We start from the raw sequence: 16370 nt of genomic DNA, 5'->3' as shown, positions 1-16370 counted from the left end.
GAAGTCCTAGAAGTGCGTGAGGCAATGCGTTGCCCGCTCAACCGCTAACATCTGCCGCGCTTTCAGTGCAGCGCCGGGGCTGTTCTCCGTGAGCCGCCCGGCCGCGGCCAGCGTGACGGGACACACCCCGCCCAGGTACATCGAGGACAGGGCGGAGACATCCAGCGCAAGGTCCGCCTGGGCACTGTTTGGCAGGCGTTCGACGGCGGCCTGGCCGCCGGCGACGTTCAGGGCGTACTTTCCCGCCGTGAGGCCGAGCGGATCCGCAACGGCGAAAACAAGCCGTCCGTCCACGGGGTAGTGCCGGGCTTCCAGCGCCTTGGCAGCATCGAGGATGCGGAGCCACAGCATGTCCCGGCTGTCCGATGAATCGATGCAGCGCGGGTCCTCGAGTGCCCAGGCCAGCGGATCGTCAATGGGTGCTTCGTTCCACGAGACGCGCTCCACCAGGTCGATGGCGCCCAGGAACTGCCACAACTCCAGGTAGGCATCATTGCTGCCGGCCAGCAGGTCCACTACTTCCACCGTGTAGGGCTCGGTGTCCCAGCCGAGGAACTTGTAGGAGACATAGCCGTCAATGTCGCCGCCCGGACCGTAGTGGAGTGCCACCTTGATGGCCGGGTCCTCCTTGCCGTCGCGGGCCAGGGATCCGGATGCAAGCTGCCTGTACCAGTCCTGCCGGCCGATGGACCCGGGGGTAAGCCGGTGCACCCGTTCGAAGACCTCCGGCGCCAGTTGCAGCAGGGCTTTGGGATCTGCAATCTCCACGCTTCCCGAAGGCAGGTGCCGCAGGTTGAAGCGCGCGGTGGTGTCCACCTTGACTGCGCGCTCAAAGCTTGAGACGCCGTAACCGAAGCGGCCGTAGATGCTCCCCTCCGAGGCGGTCAGGGCAGCCATGGCGATGCCGTCGTCCTTGGCGAGTCGCAGGTCCTCGCTCATCATGCGCCGCAACAGGCCGCGCCGCCGGTGGGAAGTCCGGACGGTCACCGACGTGACAAGCTGGGACTCCAGCATGCGGCCAAATCCGATATTCAACGTTTTGCGGAAGGTCGCGAACGTGGCCACCGGCACCGTTGCCGGCATGGAGCACGGTGCCACCGCCCCGGCCTGGTAGGCGCCGGTGAGCACGCGGCCGTCAGCCTCGTACGTGGCGAGCGATTTTGCCACGTGCTCGGGTGTCCTGGTGGATTCGTGGAACCCGAAAGACACGGCACGGGACCACGCTTCCGCCTCCGCGTAACCGTCCTTGCCCTCGGCCACGGCGGCGAAGCGCCGGATTTCATAGTTGCCACTCACATCAGCCACGGGTACGAGCCTAGCCACGGCCGGCGGCCTTCACCAGTCACCCACGCTCCCCGGCCGAAGCTCATGTGCAGGCACCCGCCGTCGGCATCCCGTTCAGATACGGCTGCAGCATCCTGAGCCAAGGCACAGTGCGTCGGCAGCCCCGGGGGTCTAAGTTAGAGCAAGACGTGACGCGTTTCACATACGTGGGACATGCGGTTTGGGCCCACGCGACATTTCTGCCCGCCATACCCGACCCTAGCGAGGACACATGCAAGTTTCTGAAGCGGAAAAAACGCCGGACGCATCCCTGCTGAAAGTCCTGGGCAACTGGGACGCCCTTGCGCTCGGCTTTGGAGCCATGATCGGTTTCGGCTGGGTGGTCCTCACCGGCGGCTGGATTGCGTCGGCCGGCACCATGGGAGCCGTCCTGGCAATGATCACCGGTGGCGCCATCATGGGCGTGGTGGGCCTGACCTACGCAGAGCTGACTGCGGCCATGCCGAAGGCGGGTGGTGAACACAACTTCCTCCTCCGCGGAATGGGTCCGCGCTGGTCCTTCATCGGCTCCTGGGCCATCACCGGAGGTTACATCACCATCGTTGCCTTTGAGGCCGTGGCCCTGCCCCGGACAGCGCAATACCTCTTCCCGAACCTCAGCCAGATCCCCCTGTGGGAAGTGGCGGGCTACCAGGTCCATCTCACGTGGGCGCTGGTGGGGGCTGTAGCGGCGGTAGTGATTACGGGAATCAACATCCTTGGGGTGAAGCTTGCGGGCGTTGCCCAGACGTTCGTGGTGGTCTTCCTGCTGGTCATTGGCCTGATGCTGGTGTTCGGTTCCTTTGTTGGAGGTTCGGCCACGAACATGGAGCCGTTCTTCACGGGCGGCCTGAACGGCTACTTCGCCGTCCTGGTGGTTGTTCCGTTCCTGTTCGTGGGTTTCGACGTCATCCCCCAGTCAGCGGAAGAAGTGAATATCCCGGCACGGCAGATCGGCCGGCTCGTCGTCGTCGCCGTCATCCTCGCCACCATCTGGTACGTCATGACCGTCCTGACCACGTCTTCGGCGATGCCCGCGGGCGAGATAGCGCAAGCCGATATTGCAACTGCCGATGCCATGGGCGCGCTGTTCGGCAGTGACGTGATGGCGAAGATCCTGATTGCCGGTGGAATCGCGGGCATCCTGACCTCCTGGAACTCCCTGCTCCTGGGCGCCTCGCGGCTGATGTTCTCGATGGCGCGCTCCGGCATGCTGCCCGCCTGGTTCGGCAAACTGCATCCGAAATACCGCACTCCGGTCAACGCCCTCGTCTTCATCGGCGTCCTGTCCTTCGTTGCGCCGTTCTTCGGCGTATCGATGCTCGGCTGGCTGGTGGATTCAGGGGCTCCCAGCATTGTCATTGCCTACATCCTGGTAGCCGTGGTCTTTGTGATCCTGCGCCGGCGAGAGCCCCAGATGGACCGTCCGCTCCGCGTGGGTGGACGGGGCAACGGGGGCATCCTGATCGGCATCACCGCCGTGGTCCTGTGCGTCGCACTGCTCAGCCTCTACATGCCCGGCATGCCCGCAGCCCTCACACCGCCGCCGTGGATCCTGTTCGGCCTCTGGTGGGTGCTCGGAGCAGTCCTGTTGTTCCGCATCCCCTCCGGCATCACTCCCGGCGCGGATGCTGAGCACGAGCTTCTGGAGCGGCTGAAGCAGCGGCGGGAGTCGGCAAGGAACATCTGACAACATGCCCTGCCTGGGAGGGCTGGGACCTGCTGACAACGCAGAAGAGGTGGGACGGTTTCGCCGTCCCACCTCTTCTGCGTTGTGCGGGGCTTAGTGCCCGGCGTCGTACCAGCTGGGCCCCACGCCGATCTGGACCTCCAGCGGAACGCTGAGGTCCGCTGCGGCGGCCATCTGCTCGGTAACCAGCTTCTCCACGGCTGCGCGCTCGCCCGTGGAGACTTCCAGGACCAGTTCGTCGTGGACCTGGAGCAGCATCCGCGATTTCAGTCCCTGCGCCCTCAGTTCAGCGTGGACACCCAGCATGGCGCGCTTGATGATGTCCGCCGCCGAGCCCTGGATGGGGCTGTTCAACGCGATGCGCTCGGCGTTCTCGCGCAGCTGCCGGTCCGTGCTGGTCAGGTCCGGCAGGTACCGCCGCCGTCCCTCGATAGTTGCCGTGTAGCCGTCCACGCGTGCCTGGTCCACCACTCCGCGCAGGTAGTCGCGGACGGCGCCGAACCGGTCGAAGTAGTCCTTCATGAGGGTGCGTGCCTCATCCACGGAGATCTCCAGCTGCTTGGACAGGCCGAAGGATGTCAGGCCGTACGCCAGACCGTAGGACATTGCCTTCACCTTGGAGCGCATGGCGCTGGTGACCTCTTCCGTCGGCACGTGGAAGATGTTTGAGCCGACGAACCTGTGGAGGTCCTCGCCGTCCTTGTAGGCCTGGATCAGGCCCTGGTCGCCGGACAGGTGCGCCATGATGCGCATCTCGATCTGCGAGTAGTCCGCAGACAGCAGGCATTCGTATCCCTCGCCCACCACGAAGATGCCGCGGACGCGACGGCCTTCCTCACTCCGGATGGGGATGTTCTGCAGGTTGGGGTTATTGGAAGAGATCCGGCCAGTTGCTGCCACGTTCTGCGCATAGGTGGTGTGGATGCGGCCATCCTCGGCCACCGACTTTTTCAGGGATTCAAGCATCTGGCGCAGTTTCGCGGCTTCCCGGTGTGCCATCAGCTGGACCAGGAACTCGTGCCCCGTCTTCTCCAGGAGGTTTTTCAGCGACGCCGCATCCGTGGTGTAGCCGGACTTGATCTTCTTGGTCTTCGGCAGCTGAAGTTCCTCGAAGAGGACGGTCTGGAGCTGCTTGGGCGAACCCAGGTTGACCTCGTGGCCGATCGCCGCGAACGCCTGTTCCTGTGCCTGGTCGATGACCCTGGCCAGGTCGGCGAGCTGGTCATCCATGCGTGCCATGTCGATGCCGATGCCTGCAAGTTCCATGTCCGCCAGGACCCGGCTGACCGGCAGCTCCAGGGTGGACAGGAGCTCCTCTGCCCGGCGCTCCTTCAGTTCCGATTCGAAGTAGCTGCTGAGGGCAAGGACGACGGCGGCGGCCTGGACCAGCGCGTCGGCGGCGGCGTCGTCCTCCCCGTCGAAGGAGAGCTCCAGCTGACCTGCCTTGGCAGTGGCGCCCGGGATGGCCACGTTCAGGTGGTGCTGGGCAAGCTCAGCGAGTTCATAGGTGCGCCGGTCAGGCTGGATGAGGTAGCCGGAGATGGAGGTATCGTCCACTACGCCCTCGAGCTCCAGCCCGCGGGAGGTCAAGGCCTTAAGGGCGGCTTTGAACCCATGCAGCACTTTCGGGGAGGCGGGATCGCGCAGCCAGGCGGCCAGGACGTTCTCCGTTTCGGCGTCCTGCCCCGAGAGGTCGATGTAGGCGGCGGCACCGTCCCGGACGATGGCCAGCGCTGCTGCGTCCTCGCCGATACTGCCGGGAACCAGGTCCACAGCGACCGCGGAACGCTGTCCGGTGGCGCCGTCGAGAAACGTGGACAACTCCGCGGCGTTGGCGGGCGTGACGTACTCGGGTGTGTCGATGCTTTCCCGCTCGGCGGCCGGCTTGTCCTCATCGCCGTACAGCGCGAAGAGCCTGTTGCGGATGGTCTTGAATTCGAGCTTGTCGAAGAGGTCCTCAAGAGCTGCCTGGTCCGGGCGCGGCTGGTACAGGTCATCGAGTGTGACGGGCAGTTCCAGATCCGTATGGAGCTGGTTCAGCCGGCGGTTCCGCTTCACTGCCTCCACATTCTCGCGGAGGGCGTCGCCCACCTTCCCGCCAATGGAATCCAGGTGTTCCAGGACGCCCTCAAGCCCCCCGTAGAGGTTGATCCATTTAGCTGCGGTCTTCGGCCCGACGCCGGGCACACCCGGAAGGTTGTCCGCGGTCTCGCCCACAAGTGCAGCGAGGTCCGAGTACCTGCCCGGGCTGACGAAATATTTTGCCTCGATGGCGGCGGCGTCCATCCGCGGAATGTCGCTGACGCCCTTCTTGGGATACAGCACAAAGACGTTGTCCGTGATGAGCTGGAACGCGTCGCGGTCCCCCGAGACCAGCAGCACCTCATACCCGGCCTTTTCACCCATGGCCGCGAGGGTGGCCAGGATGTCGTCAGCCTCATACCCGGGCATCTTGATGGTCTTGATGCCCCAGGCCTCCATGACCTGGCCGATGAGGTCGATCTGGTTGTTCATCTCCCGGGGGGTTTCGTTCCGGCCACCCTTGTATTCGCTGTATTCGGTCTTGCGGTGGGTGGACTCGTCGGAAACGTCAAAGGCAACCGCTATGTGTGTTGGCTGCTGCTCCTTGATGAGGTTGATCAGCATGGACGTGAATCCATGGATCGCGTTGGTGTGCTGCCCGTTGGTGGTTGAGAACTTGTCCGCAGGAAGAGCAAAAAAAGCGCGGAATGCCATGGAGTGGCCGTCCAGGACCAGGAGCCGCGGCTGGCCGGTCATGGGAACGACGGGGGCAGCGGTTGCTGAAACAGACGCGGCGGCCGGGACCTCAACATTGTCCTGACCTGCACCTTCCCCGGCTGAAGCGTCCTTAAGGGCGGTAGAGCCCAGCGGGGCGTTGTCCTCCTGCAGGGTTTGGGACGGGAAAGGGGCCGGTTTGGTTGTTTCACTCACAGGTGCCAGCCTAGTTGCCATGATGGACAATTTCACGCCCGGCCCCTTCGCCGAGGAGCTTTCTGCCGCCGGCATCCCTGAGCACCTGCACGCCTGGCTTGGCCGGTTCGGGATTGGTGCACTGGTGGTGAAAATGGGGATCCGGTTCCAGGAGATGAGCCCCGAGCGCAGCGTTGCCACCATGCCCGTGGAGGGCAACACGCAGGTTGCAGGAATCCTGCACGGCGGGGCGCACGTGGTGCTGGCCGAAACGCTGGGGTCTTTCGCGGCCGGGATGCACGCAGGGCCGGGGCGCCATGCGGTGGGCATCGAAGTCAACGCCACCCATCACCGCTCCATCGCTACCGGAACCGTGACGGGGACGTGCACCGCCATCCATTTGGGCCGGACACTGGCCACCCACGAGATCGTGATGACAGACGAGCAGGGCAGACGGCTCTCAACGGCGCGCATCACCAACATGATCCGGGATAACGTCCCACCAACAGGGCAGGAATAGGGGTTAGCCTGGCTCCCCGTTTTCCCTTGCCTTCGACAGCGTGAAGATCCCATAGCGCATCGCACCGGTGCGGTAGGCCAGGATGAGCCGGGGGATGCTCAGAACAAAGATGCGATTGCGTGCGCCAAGGGCGAGGCGACGGGTCTCGCGATCGGCGAGCAAGGCCTTCGTAAGACGACGGGCGCAGATCGTCCACGTGCGCGCGACGCGGCGGCTGACGTCCTCATAGCCATCGATAGCAAATCCCGCCGCCCTGGCCATCGCCTCATAGTCTTCGCGCGTGCCCATCGAGGGCAGGCGCCCTTCGCGGCAGATCGGTTCGAGCAGGTGGCGGACCTTCCAGCCGCCGGCATCGGTCTCGGCGAGCCACGCGCAGACGACGAAGCGGCCGCCGGGCGACAGTACGCGGTGCGCCTCGTCGAAGAACCGGGGCTTATCCACCATGTGCTCGCTTGACTCAATCGCCCATGCGGCACTCGCCGAGGCATCGGGCAGCCCGTTGGCGAGCCAGTCGCGGAGATGGATGTGTACATCGGGTACGGGATGCGCGGTGGCGTAGTCGGCCTGCGCAGCGGAAAGCGTAAAGCCGGTAACGCGGATCCTGTGTGCCGCCGCGAGTTGCCTTGCTGTGGAACCGTAGCCGCAGCCGATGTCGACGCACGTTTCGCCTGGCAGAAGCTGCAGCCGACTACCGACCGTGTCGACTAGCGCTTCGACGGCCTCGGCGGGCGTCTCGCCACCCGAAGTCCACAGCCCATGATGGACATGCTCACCCCATACCCGGCGATAAATCGGATCGAGCTCGTCGTAATGATCGGCGACCGTCACAGCATTCGGGGAACTCTTCGGGACGATCACGCCCTTTACGTTATATCGCCGGCCCATTCACCGGAAGGTCTCAGCACACGACTCCACAGCTTCCAGAGTTTTGCCGAAAACGTGTCCGGCATTTCATCAGAAGGTTGCCAGATGCTGAAAGATCAACCCGGGAACTTTAGACTCATCATCAATTCGTGCGACTGCTCGAGTTCTTCGCCACGGAGCCGAAATCCTGCGCGGCCTGGCCGTACCCGTGATTGTCAGACCCTCCCCCGATGATTAGTACATGGGCAGGGAAGCGGTGGAGAAGGCTTTTGCGGACATCCGCGCCGCCCTTGCTGTGCTCAACGCGGAGGTGGACGGGTGTGGTGCTGAGCCGTTCTCGGCTGCTGATCCGTTGACCGGGTTGGCCGATGGGACCCTGGACATCCTCGCCGGCGCCAAGGAAGCAGAAGCCGGGCTCGCAGGCCTGAAAGCCCGGGCTGCCATGAAGTACGCCGACACCGCCCACGCCCTTGCACCGGACATGCCGGCCCGGGCGCAGGAGATGGCCATCGCCGCGGAAATCGGGGCCGTGCTGGCCATCGGGGCCCGGGCCGCAAGTTCGTTCCTGGCCGCGTCCCACGCCCTGGACACGACCTTGCCCCTGACCCTCTCGGCCCTGCAGGCCGGAGCAATCTCGTGGCAGCACGCCCTGGCCCTGGCGGACGAGGCCGCCACCCTCGACCCCGCTGGCGCCGCCGCCCTCGAGGCCCACTTCCTCGACCCCGACACGCCCAGGCCCGACCACCGCCGCCCCGGTCGGGGAAATCCCCGCCCACCGGCTCCGGCACAAAGCCCGCACCTGGCGCGAACGCCACCACACATAATCCATCGAAAAACGCCACACCAAGGCTGTGGTGGACCGGCGGGTCGAGTACCGGCCGGACCAGGACGGCATGGCCTGGCTCTCGGCCTACCTCCCCGCCGACCAGGCAATAGCGGGCTGGAACCGGATCAACGCCCTCGCCCGGGCCGCACAAGGACCCAACGAACCACGCACCCTCACCCAACTCCGGGCCGACCACTTCGCCCAAGCCATCCTCACCAGCGGCACGAGCCGCGGTACTGGTGACAATTCCAGCGTCCGTACAGGCAAGAACACAGACATCGGCGGCAGCGACTGGGCGGGCAACGACCGCTGGGCCGGTAACAGCACATGCATCGGCCGCGGGGCAGGTACCAGCGACGGGGTGGGCGCAGGGACGGATCCCGCCAGGCTGTCCTCGACGGTCCGGGCGCAGGTCCTCGTCACCGTCCCGGTATTCTCTCTCATGGGCCTGACCGACGAGCCCGCCATGCTGGACGGGTACGGACCCATCCCGCCGTCCATGGCCAGGGACCTCGTCGCGAACGGCGCCGATTCGTTACACCGCGTCCTCGTTGACCCGCGGGACGGGGCCCCATTGGAGATCGGCCGGACCAGCTACCGGGTCACCAAAGCCATGCGGAACTGGTTCCGAATGCGGGACGGCAAATGCCCCTTCCCCGGCTGCAACAACAACTCGTTGGACAACGAAGCAGACCACCTCCTCGCCTGGCAGCACGGCGGAACCACCGGCATCAGCAACCTCGGACAGCCCTGCCCGAAACACCACAAACTCCGACACTCCAGCGGGTGGACACCAACACCAGCCACCAAAACCGAACCACCCGGCTGGACAACACCCACCGGCCGCCACTACAAAAGCGAACACCAGGACTGGGAACCACCCCACTGGCCGGAAACAGTCTTTACCGGCCCTGCCCGCGCACCTGAAACCACGGGAACGCCACAAGGGACAACCCCACCGCCCGCCGCCCTGCACGTCCATGCCCACTGAGCGTGCCGGCCACGCGGATCTGCTTCATCGACCGCTATCCCTGGCAGAAGTCGAACTGGAGCGGTTTTTAGACTCCAGCGGCTGACTGCCCGCCAGTCCAGTCCACGGGCAAGTGCATCCGGGGGCAGCCTCGAAAATCAGTCCGCAGTCGGGAACCCTCCTGTTGCGGAGCAGCGGCCTCCGGCCCTAACGTCTGCGGTCAACGCACTCTGCTTGTTACACCCGTGCTAACCGCGACGGGACTTAGATGACGCTTACTGCCCGGACAGTCACGAAGTGCCACTGGCGGCCGCGCGGCGGGCCAGGATGTACCGCAGCTCCACAATGCCCCTGCCCATGGTGCGTGAGGCAACCAGCTCAAGCGGCGGCGTCGGCCCTTCCAGGGGGAGCAGCCGTTTGCCGTTTCCCAGCACCACGGGAATCACCGACAGGATGATTTCGTCCAGCAGGCCGGCGGCAGCGAACTGCGCTGCAAGGTTGCCGCCGCCCACCACCCAGACGTTCCTGCCGCCCGCGTCCCGTTTGAAGTCAACCGCGAATTCGGTAACGTCCCCGCGGACGAACGTGATGTCAGAGCCCGCCGGCGCCGTGTACTCATGGTGGGTGAACACGTAGGAGGGGGTATCCGGGTAAGGCCACCTGTCCGGTTCATGTTCCAGAAGCCAGGAATAGGTTTCACCACCCATGGCGATGCAGCCCACATCCGCCATGAACGACTCATAGCTTTCCTTGCCGCCCTCGAAGCCGTCGAACTGCAGGAGCCAGCCCAGGTCGTCAGTGGGGGTGGCAATAAAGCCGTCCAGAGACGCGGCGACAAAATACTGGATGCGAGGCATGGGCCAAGCCTAGCCAACCGCGCGAGCAGCTGCCAGAGCCCGGTAGACATGCATGTGCCGAGAAGAAAACGTCCTCGAACGAAGCATCAGGCGGAGCCAGGACCACCCTGGTGCAGCGGCACCAGGGGGCCTCGTCAGCCGGAGAAGTAGGGGATGATCAGGTACAGCCCGAAGAGGACTGCCAGGCTGCACAGGCCGAAGCAGATGTAGGCAAGGGACCGCTTGATGCCCGGGGATGTCTGCTGGACGTCCGCGGCGATGGCCGTAAGACGTACGCCGAGCGAATACAGGACCACCACCGTGACCGCAGCAGCCAATGTGGCGCCGGCAACGGTCAGGAGTTCCAACCACTTCATCGCTGAGTCTCCTTCTGGTTGTTGGCGTCAGCGTCAGCATCTGCCTGCGCCTTGGCTTTCGCATGGGCGCGGGCACGCGCCATGGCCTTCTTCTTCGCGAAGCGCACGGCCTGGCCTGCTTCCTCCACCTCGATGGCGTTGTGGTGGCCGACGGCGGACTTCCGTGAGTAGAAGAACATAAAGAGCACTGCTGCCGTGCCGGCGACGGCGGCGATCAGGACGCCGATGACACCGGTCTTCACCAGCAGCGCGGTGAGGGCGCCCACGATGCCGGCGGCTGGGAGGGTGAAGAGCCAGCCCAGGGCGATCTTGCCCACCATACTCCAGCGCACGCTGGTACCCTTGCGGCCCATTCCGGATCCAATGACGGAACCGGAAGCCACCTGGGTGGTGGAGAGCGCAAAGCCGAGGTGCGAGGACGCAAGGATGGCGGAGGCGGTGCTGGTCTCGGCCGCGAAACCCTGGGCGGGCTTCACTTCGGTGAGACCGGCACCCATGGTGCGGATGATGCGCCATCCGCCGGCATACGTGCCGATGGCGATGGCGAACGCACAAGCGGCAATGACCCAGAACTGGGGGCCGGATCCGGTCTCCTGCGTGCCTGCGGCGATCAGGACCAGCGTGATGATACCCATGGTCTTCTGGGCGTCGTTGGTGCCGTGGGCAAGGGCCACCAGGCTTGAGGTGAAGATCTGTCCGGTACGGAAACCGCCGCGCTTCTGGGTAAGCTTGCTGCCGGTCTCCGGGTCATGCCGGGACGTCAGCGCGTATGCCAGGCGCGTGCAGATGTAGGCGACGATGCCGGCGATCAGCGGAGCGAAGATGGCGGGGAGGATGACCTTTTGCATCAGGCCCTCGAGGTTGATCGAGTTGAAGCCGATGCCGGCGATCGCGGCGCCGATCAAACCGCCGAACAAAGCATGCGAGGAACTCGACGGCAGGCCCTTGAGCCACGTGATCATATTCCAGAGAATGGCCCCCATGAGCCCGGCGAAAATGATGTCCGGAGTGATCTGGATTCCGTCCGACCCTTCCCGGATGATTCCGCCGGAGACCGTCTTGGCCACCTCGGTGGACAGGAATGCGCCCACGAGGTTCAGGATGGCCGCCAGGGTCACCGCCGTCTTCGGCTTGATGGCGCCGGTTGCAATGGGCGTGGCCATGGCATTCGCGGTGTCATGGAAGCCGTTCGTGAAGTCGAAAAATAGTGCCAGTGCGATGACCAGCGCCACCATGAAGGTGATATCCACCTGTTGCCCAATCTGCAGAGTCGACGTTCAGCAGTTTCATCTCCCCCGGCTGCCTTGCACAGCATAATTCACCAGCTGTTCGCTTGGAATGACCTGTGGCGTTAACACAACCGGCGTGAAACCCTATCGATCGTACGCGTCCACGGCATCAGGTCAAAACAACGGCCGCACCAGAAACGACCGCACCTGCTGCAGTTCGGCAGGCGAAATTCCGCGCCTCGGGTCCGGAGACAAAGCCAGGATCCGGCGGCCAAGGAGCCTGGCCCAGGACTGCGCCTCCGCCTCGAACCCAAGCTGGTCATCGATCCAGGCCACGGCTTCCGGACCGGTCTCTTCAACATCGTCCTGGATGGCACGAAGCTTCCACCAGCCGGCGCCAGTACCCGCCCCATCCGCGGTCAGGTAGGGCCACTGAGTCCCGTTAAGGCCGATGGCGGGGCATAAATACTGCGGTGCGAGTTCCTCCCAGCTTGTAAGCCATACGCAACGCACCCCTGCCATGGCGGCAATCCCGTTCAACGCGTCCACCAGTTCCGGCGCGTAGGCCACGGGCAGGAGCCCCGCATCGGAATGTTGCCAGCCGGATCCCCAGCCGCTGGCGCCCTCCGGTCCGAACGGACAAATAACGCCGTCCACATCGATGTAGAGCGTGCGGGTCACGGCCGGCAGTCCAGGAAACCTAGTGGTGCCGGAAGTCCGAAGGTTCCCGGCCGGCGTCCAGCCCTGGCGCCACCTGCGCCTCGAGGACGGCGACCGCGGCATCGGGCAGGACGATCAGGCCATCGAGCTCGCGGCGCGCGCGCTTGTAGGCCGCCTGCCGCTCGGCTGGCGTGGCGGCATGGTCCCCGGCGATCCTGAGTAGCTGCCGGGCAGTGGCAAGGCGTTCACGTTCCGGGCCCGTGAACTTGCTGTCCCTGATCCGCCGGGCTTCACGTTCGGCCACGTCCAGCGCCACAGCGAAGCTGTTGACTGCTTTCCGGTAGGCCTCCAGCCTCGTTGGCGAATCCATGTCCGCAGCGGAATCCGGGCGCATGCCGTCCGCTTCCCTTTTCGCCCGGAGGAAGGCGACGGTGAGCGGTTCGCGGACATCGGTCATGAGCGGAAAATCAATGAGCTTCCCAACGTCCAGTTCGTAGTCAAGCCAGCGCTTGTTGGTGGCGTCGTGGGTGGCGACAAGCGCATCGACGTCCGCCGCGGAAGCCCGTTCGGACTCCCGGGCCTGGTTCCTGAGCTTGTACAGCTCCACCCGGCGTTGGTGCCGCCGCTCACCGGCTCTACGGAGCGAGTTTGCCCAGTGCCCGGCAAAAGCGATCGCCGGGAAGACCAGCCACCATTTGTCGTCAAGGAACTCAAAAAGGGATTCCACGGGTCCATCCTCGCACCGCCCCGCAGCCTCCTCAAGAACCCGGACCCGACGTCAGAAACGGGCGTCGGCCCCAGTATCGGAGCGGCGCCCCGGAAAACCGCGAACCTCCGTAGTGCCGGTCAGTCCTGGCGCGTTTCCGGGGCGCCGTGGGCACCGTTGACGTTGACCAGCCAGGCCACGCCGAAACGGTCGGTGCACATGCCGAAGATGTCACCCCACGGCGACTGCTCCATGGGCACGGTTACCGTCCCGCCGTCGGCGCTGAGCTTCTCGTAGTAGCCGCGGAGCTCCGCTTCATCGTCACCGCTGAGGGAGATGGAAATGGACGCCCCCGGGGTGTACCCCATGCTGTTGGGCGTGTCGGCACCCATCAGCACCATCCCCTGGGCGGTGGTCAGCATGCCGTGCATGATCTTCTCCGACTCGGCAGGATCGTCGCTGGCCTGGAACTCCCCGAAGGTGCTCAGGGTCAGCTCCCCGCCAAAGACGGCCTGGTAGAAATTCATGGCTTCCCGGGCGTTGTCGCGGAAGCTGAGGTAGGGATTGAGGGTGGTTGGCATGGTGGATCTCCTTGGAGTGGGGACGGAGCATGGTGGAACCAGACACCATCCTGCCTCAAACGAAGGGCCGGTGGTAGGGGAAAACGGGGCAGGTGGTGCACAAGTGTCCGGCCGGGCCGTAGGCTCTGGGGCATGGCCAGATACTTTGACGTTCACCCCCAGGACCCCCAGCCGCGCGCCATCACCCAGGCGGTCAAGATAGTGCTCGACGGCGGCCTGATCGCCTACCCCACGGATTCCTGCTATGCGCTGGGCGCCCAGGTGGGTAACAGGGACGCCCTGGACCGGATCAGGAGCATTCGCCGCCTGGACGACAAACACCACTTCACGCTGGTCTGCAGGGATTTTGCCCAGCTGGGGCAGTTCGTGAACATCGGGAATGATGTGTTCCGCAGCATCAAGGCAGTCACCCCGGGCGGCTACACCTTCATCCTTCCGGCAACGAAGGAAGTTCCCAAGCGGTTGCTGCATCCCAAGAAGAAGACTGTTGGCGTGCGGATCCCGGACAACCGCGTGGTCCAGGCACTGCTGGCGGAACTGGGTGAGCCGCTGCTCTCCAGCACCCTGCTGCTGCCGGATGAGGAGGACCCGCTGACCCAGGGCTGGGAGATCAAGGAACGCCTGGACCACCAGGTGGACGCTGTGATCGATGCCGGTGACTGCGGTTCCGAGCCCACTACCGTCATTGACTTTTCCAGCGGCGTGGCTGAGGTGGTCCGGCGCGGAACCGGAGACCCGTCCCGCTTCGAATAGACGGAACCGCCAGCCGGTCCTGGCACAGGTATCCAGCCGGTCCGGTCGCAGGTATATCGACGGCGGCCCGCCCCTTCCGGGGTGGGCTAGGCCTGTTTCCGGGCCCTGCTGGGCTGCACCCGGGGCGGCTCCCCCGGCATTTTGGGGTAGTCCGGCGGGAACGGAAGCTCGCCCAGCCCTGACTTAAGGTCCCGTTCCCACCAGTCCAGCAGGGTGTCAATGGTCCCAGGCTTGCTGTGCATGCCAGCCCACGGGTCACCGACGGTTTTGAGGCGGTCCGGCACGGTCAGGATGGTGAAGTCCTTCGGGTCCACGCGTTCCAGCTCGTCCCAGGTGATGGGGCAGGACACCGGAGCATGGGCCAGCGGCCGCGGGCTGTAGGCGCCCGCGATGGTCCGGTCCCGGTTGGCCTGGTTGAAGTCCACGAACACCCTCTGGCCGCGCTCCTCCTTCCACCAGGCCGTGGTGACCTGGTCCGGCATGCGGCGCTCCAGTTCCCGGGCCGCGGCGATCACGGCATGCCGGACGTCAAGGAACTCCCGGGACGGTTCGATAGGGGCATAGACGTGAAGTCCACGGTTGCCGGACGTCTTGATGAAGCATTCCAGTCCTGCCTCTGCCAGCACCTCCTTCAGCGCCAGCGCAGCCGGGACAGCGTCGTCAAAGTCCGTTCCGGGCTGGGGGTCGAGGTCGATGCGCAGCTGGTCGGGGTTGTCCGTGTTGTCCGCCCGCGAAGGCCAGGGGTGGAACACGATGGTGTTCATCTGCACGGCCCACACGGCCGCGGCAGGTTCGTCCAGTATCAGCATGGGATGCGAGCGGGCGCTCGGGAACACCACAGGGGTGGACCTTATGAATTCCGGGGCGCCCTTGGGCGGGTTCTTGGAGAAAAACATCTCCCCCTCAATGGTGCCCGAATACCTCTGCAGCGCCACCGGCCTGCCGCCGTTGGCAGCCATAAAAGCTTCGCCGACGTCGGTGATGTACCGCGCCAGGCCGAGCTTGGTGATCCCGGGTTCGGGCCAGATCACCCTGCTGGGGCTGGAGATGCGCATCTCGCGCTCGCCGTGGGGGCCCTGGACCGTGAGGGTGGTCTGTTCACTCGCCATGGGGACAACGTACACCCCCGGATCGAAGGACCGGCAGATTTGCTCAGCCTGTCCGGCAAGATGGAGGCATGTCCGTTTCAGCATCAGACTTCCGCATCCCTGTGGGCGAGGGCACGGTCCCTGCCGTATTTGCCCGCCCCGACAACCCGTCCGCCACTGTGGTGGTGGCCCATGGTGCGGGCGCCGGCATGGAACATCCCTTTATACACGGGTTTACCGACGCGTTGAACGCCCTGGGAATCACTACCCTGCGCTTCAACTTTCCCTACCGCGAGGCGGGACGGAAATTTCCGGACCGGCCACCAGCGGCAATCGCCGCCTGGCGTGCGGTGATGGCGGCCGCGGCAGAACGGGCTGCAGAATACGGCGATACCGGTCCGCTGTGGGCGGCCGGCAAGTCCTTCGGCGGCCGGATGGCCTCGATGGCGGTCGCGGAGGGAATGGACGCCGCCGGGCTGGTGTACCTGGGGTACCCCCTGCATGCTCCGGGGAAGCCCGAGAAGCTGCGGGACGCTCACCTGTACGGCATCACCGTCCCCATGCTTTTCCTCCAGGGCAGCCGGGACACGTTCGCCACCCCTGCGCTCCTGGAAGACGTGGTGGGACGGGTTGGGCCCTCCGCCGTCCTGCAGTGGGTGGACGGCGGTGACCATTCCTTTGCTGTGGCCGGCCTCAAGCGCTCCCCGGCAGAGGTGGGTGCCTCCCTGGCGGAGCCGGTGGCCCGCTTTATCCATTCCTCCGGCTGACGCCCGGAAAGTCACGGGGCCTGCCTTGTGGAAGACCGGCTGTCAGGCCGCTTCTTCGTGCCACCAGCCTTCCCAGGCTGCGGAGGTGAACTGTCCTTCGGGGAATTCCGTGCTGCCGGTGCCTCCGGTGTGGAAGCGGCTGTCATCGCCCCGGCGGCCGTCGAGCAGGAGGTTGAGGCTGTTGAGGATAAACATCTGTAGGTCCTTCCATGTCTGCGTGTGGACCACGCTGTCCAGGTGGAAAAGAGC

The 16370-nt window shown here is 65.1% G+C and carries 15 protein-coding genes and 1 pseudogene; 5 read left to right on the top strand and 11 right to left on the bottom strand.

Features of this window, described 5'->3' with window-relative positions:
• Positions 1-6: 6 nt before the first annotated feature.
• Positions 7-1296: a GNAT family N-acetyltransferase gene (locus ACIQF4_RS04020; protein WP_400515776.1), complete on the bottom strand. Its 1290-nt coding sequence runs from the start codon at positions 1294-1296 to the stop codon at positions 7-9.
• 259 nt (positions 1297-1555) lie between these two features.
• Between ACIQF4_RS04020 and ACIQF4_RS04015 the strand changes: the two genes are divergently transcribed.
• Positions 1556-3013 (top strand): APC family permease, encoded by a 1458-nt coding sequence (locus tag ACIQF4_RS04015; RefSeq protein ID WP_400515625.1) that lies wholly within the window; start codon positions 1556-1558, stop codon positions 3011-3013.
• A 93-nt stretch (positions 3014-3106) separates the two neighbouring features.
• On the opposite strand, the gene polA is transcribed toward ACIQF4_RS04015, so the two are convergent.
• Positions 3107-5749, bottom strand: a complete 2643-nt coding sequence (polA, locus tag ACIQF4_RS04010; protein ID WP_400515777.1) for a DNA polymerase I — start codon at positions 5747-5749, stop codon at positions 3107-3109.
• A gap of 235 nt (positions 5750-5984) precedes the next feature.
• Between polA and ACIQF4_RS04005 the strand changes: the two genes are divergently transcribed.
• Positions 5985-6464, top strand: a complete 480-nt coding sequence (locus tag ACIQF4_RS04005) for a hotdog fold thioesterase (RefSeq protein WP_350002357.1) — start codon at positions 5985-5987, stop codon at positions 6462-6464.
• Between the two features lie 3 nt (positions 6465-6467).
• Here ACIQF4_RS04005 and ACIQF4_RS04000 read toward each other — a convergent pair whose 3' ends face one another.
• A complete protein-coding gene (locus ACIQF4_RS04000) occupies positions 6468-7322 on the bottom strand; it encodes a class I SAM-dependent methyltransferase (protein ID WP_350002356.1) in 855 nt (284 codons plus the stop codon).
• A 247-nt stretch (positions 7323-7569) separates the two neighbouring features.
• On the opposite strand from ACIQF4_RS04000, the pseudogene ACIQF4_RS03995 reads away from it, so the two are divergent.
• Positions 7570-9145: pseudogene (locus tag ACIQF4_RS03995) on the top strand (endonuclease).
• Positions 9146-9414: 269 nt separating this feature from the next.
• Here the strand turns inward: ACIQF4_RS03995 and ACIQF4_RS03990 are convergent.
• The 6 genes from ACIQF4_RS03990 to ACIQF4_RS03965 form a co-directional block, all read right to left on the bottom strand.
• Positions 9415-9981: a dihydrofolate reductase family protein gene (locus ACIQF4_RS03990; RefSeq protein ID WP_400515629.1), complete on the bottom strand. Its 567-nt coding sequence runs from the start codon at positions 9979-9981 to the stop codon at positions 9415-9417.
• Between the two features lie 134 nt (positions 9982-10115).
• Positions 10116-10337 (bottom strand): hypothetical protein, encoded by a 222-nt coding sequence (locus tag ACIQF4_RS03985; RefSeq protein ID WP_066275545.1) that lies wholly within the window; start codon positions 10335-10337, stop codon positions 10116-10118.
• Positions 10334-11587 (bottom strand): anion permease, encoded by a 1254-nt coding sequence (locus tag ACIQF4_RS03980; RefSeq protein ID WP_400515632.1) that lies wholly within the window; start codon positions 11585-11587, stop codon positions 10334-10336. Before ACIQF4_RS03980 ends, ACIQF4_RS03985 begins: the two co-directional genes overlap by 4 nt.
• A gap of 153 nt (positions 11588-11740) precedes the next feature.
• On the bottom strand, positions 11741-12247 hold the full coding sequence (locus ACIQF4_RS03975) for an HAD domain-containing protein (protein WP_400515634.1): 507 nt from the start codon (positions 12245-12247) through the stop codon (positions 11741-11743).
• A gap of 19 nt (positions 12248-12266) precedes the next feature.
• On the bottom strand, positions 12267-12953 hold the full coding sequence (locus ACIQF4_RS03970; protein WP_400515636.1) for a hypothetical protein: 687 nt from the start codon (positions 12951-12953) through the stop codon (positions 12267-12269).
• Between the two features lie 119 nt (positions 12954-13072).
• Positions 13073-13513 carry a VOC family protein gene (locus tag ACIQF4_RS03965; protein WP_400515638.1) on the bottom strand — a complete coding sequence of 147 codons (441 nt, stop codon included), beginning with the start codon at positions 13511-13513 and terminating at the stop codon, positions 13073-13075.
• A 132-nt stretch (positions 13514-13645) separates the two neighbouring features.
• Between ACIQF4_RS03965 and ACIQF4_RS03960 the strand changes: the two genes are divergently transcribed.
• The gene (locus ACIQF4_RS03960; protein WP_190611817.1) at positions 13646-14266 is read left to right on the top strand and encodes an L-threonylcarbamoyladenylate synthase; all 621 of its coding nucleotides are present in this window, start codon (positions 13646-13648) and stop codon (positions 14264-14266) included.
• Positions 14267-14352: 86 nt separating this feature from the next.
• Here ACIQF4_RS03960 and ligD read toward each other — a convergent pair whose 3' ends face one another.
• Positions 14353-15375 carry a non-homologous end-joining DNA ligase gene (ligD, locus tag ACIQF4_RS03955; RefSeq protein ID WP_400515640.1) on the bottom strand — a complete coding sequence of 341 codons (1023 nt, stop codon included), beginning with the start codon at positions 15373-15375 and terminating at the stop codon, positions 14353-14355.
• A 68-nt stretch (positions 15376-15443) separates the two neighbouring features.
• Here ligD and ACIQF4_RS03950 point away from each other — a divergent pair, with 68 nt between their 5' ends.
• Positions 15444-16121: an alpha/beta family hydrolase gene (locus tag ACIQF4_RS03950; protein ID WP_400515643.1), complete on the top strand. Its 678-nt coding sequence runs from the start codon at positions 15444-15446 to the stop codon at positions 16119-16121.
• Positions 16122-16163: 42 nt separating this feature from the next.
• Here ACIQF4_RS03950 and ACIQF4_RS03945 read toward each other — a convergent pair whose 3' ends face one another.
• Complete coding sequence (locus tag ACIQF4_RS03945; protein ID WP_350002348.1) at positions 16164-16316, bottom strand: hypothetical protein; 153 nt, start codon at positions 16314-16316, stop codon at positions 16164-16166.
• Between the last annotated feature and the right edge of the window lie 54 nt (positions 16317-16370).

Source organism: Pseudarthrobacter sp. NPDC092202, from assembly GCF_044755505.1.
GTDB lineage: Bacteria > Actinomycetota > Actinomycetes > Actinomycetales > Micrococcaceae > Arthrobacter.
Note: the sequence above shows the minus strand (reverse complement) of the source record. Positions and strands in the feature narration are given on the sequence as shown.

Coding starts and splice junctions, on each gene's coding strand:
- ACIQF4_RS04015 (WP_400515625.1), top strand. CDS start 1,556: ATGCAAGTTTCTGAAGCGGAAAAAACGCCGGACGCATCCCTGCTGAAA.
- polA (WP_400515777.1), bottom strand. CDS start 5,749: ATGGCATTCCGCGCTTTTTTTGCTCTTCCTGCGGACAAGTTCTCAACC.
- ACIQF4_RS04005 (WP_350002357.1), top strand. CDS start 5,985: ATGATGGACAATTTCACGCCCGGCCCCTTCGCCGAGGAGCTTTCTGCC.
- ACIQF4_RS03990 (WP_400515629.1), bottom strand. CDS start 9,981: ATGCCTCGCATCCAGTATTTTGTCGCCGCGTCTCTGGACGGCTTTATT.
- ACIQF4_RS03985 (WP_066275545.1), bottom strand. CDS start 10,337: ATGAAGTGGTTGGAACTCCTGACCGTTGCCGGCGCCACATTGGCTGCT.
- ACIQF4_RS03965 (WP_400515638.1), bottom strand. CDS start 13,513: ATGCCAACCACCCTCAATCCCTACCTCAGCTTCCGCGACAACGCCCGG.
- ACIQF4_RS03960 (WP_190611817.1), top strand. CDS start 13,646: ATGGCCAGATACTTTGACGTTCACCCCCAGGACCCCCAGCCGCGCGCC.
- ligD (WP_400515640.1), bottom strand. CDS start 15,375: ATGGCGAGTGAACAGACCACCCTCACGGTCCAGGGCCCCCACGGCGAG.
- ACIQF4_RS03950 (WP_400515643.1), top strand. CDS start 15,444: ATGTCCGTTTCAGCATCAGACTTCCGCATCCCTGTGGGCGAGGGCACG.
- ACIQF4_RS03945 (WP_350002348.1), bottom strand. CDS start 16,316: ATGTTTATCCTCAACAGCCTCAACCTCCTGCTCGACGGCCGCCGGGGC.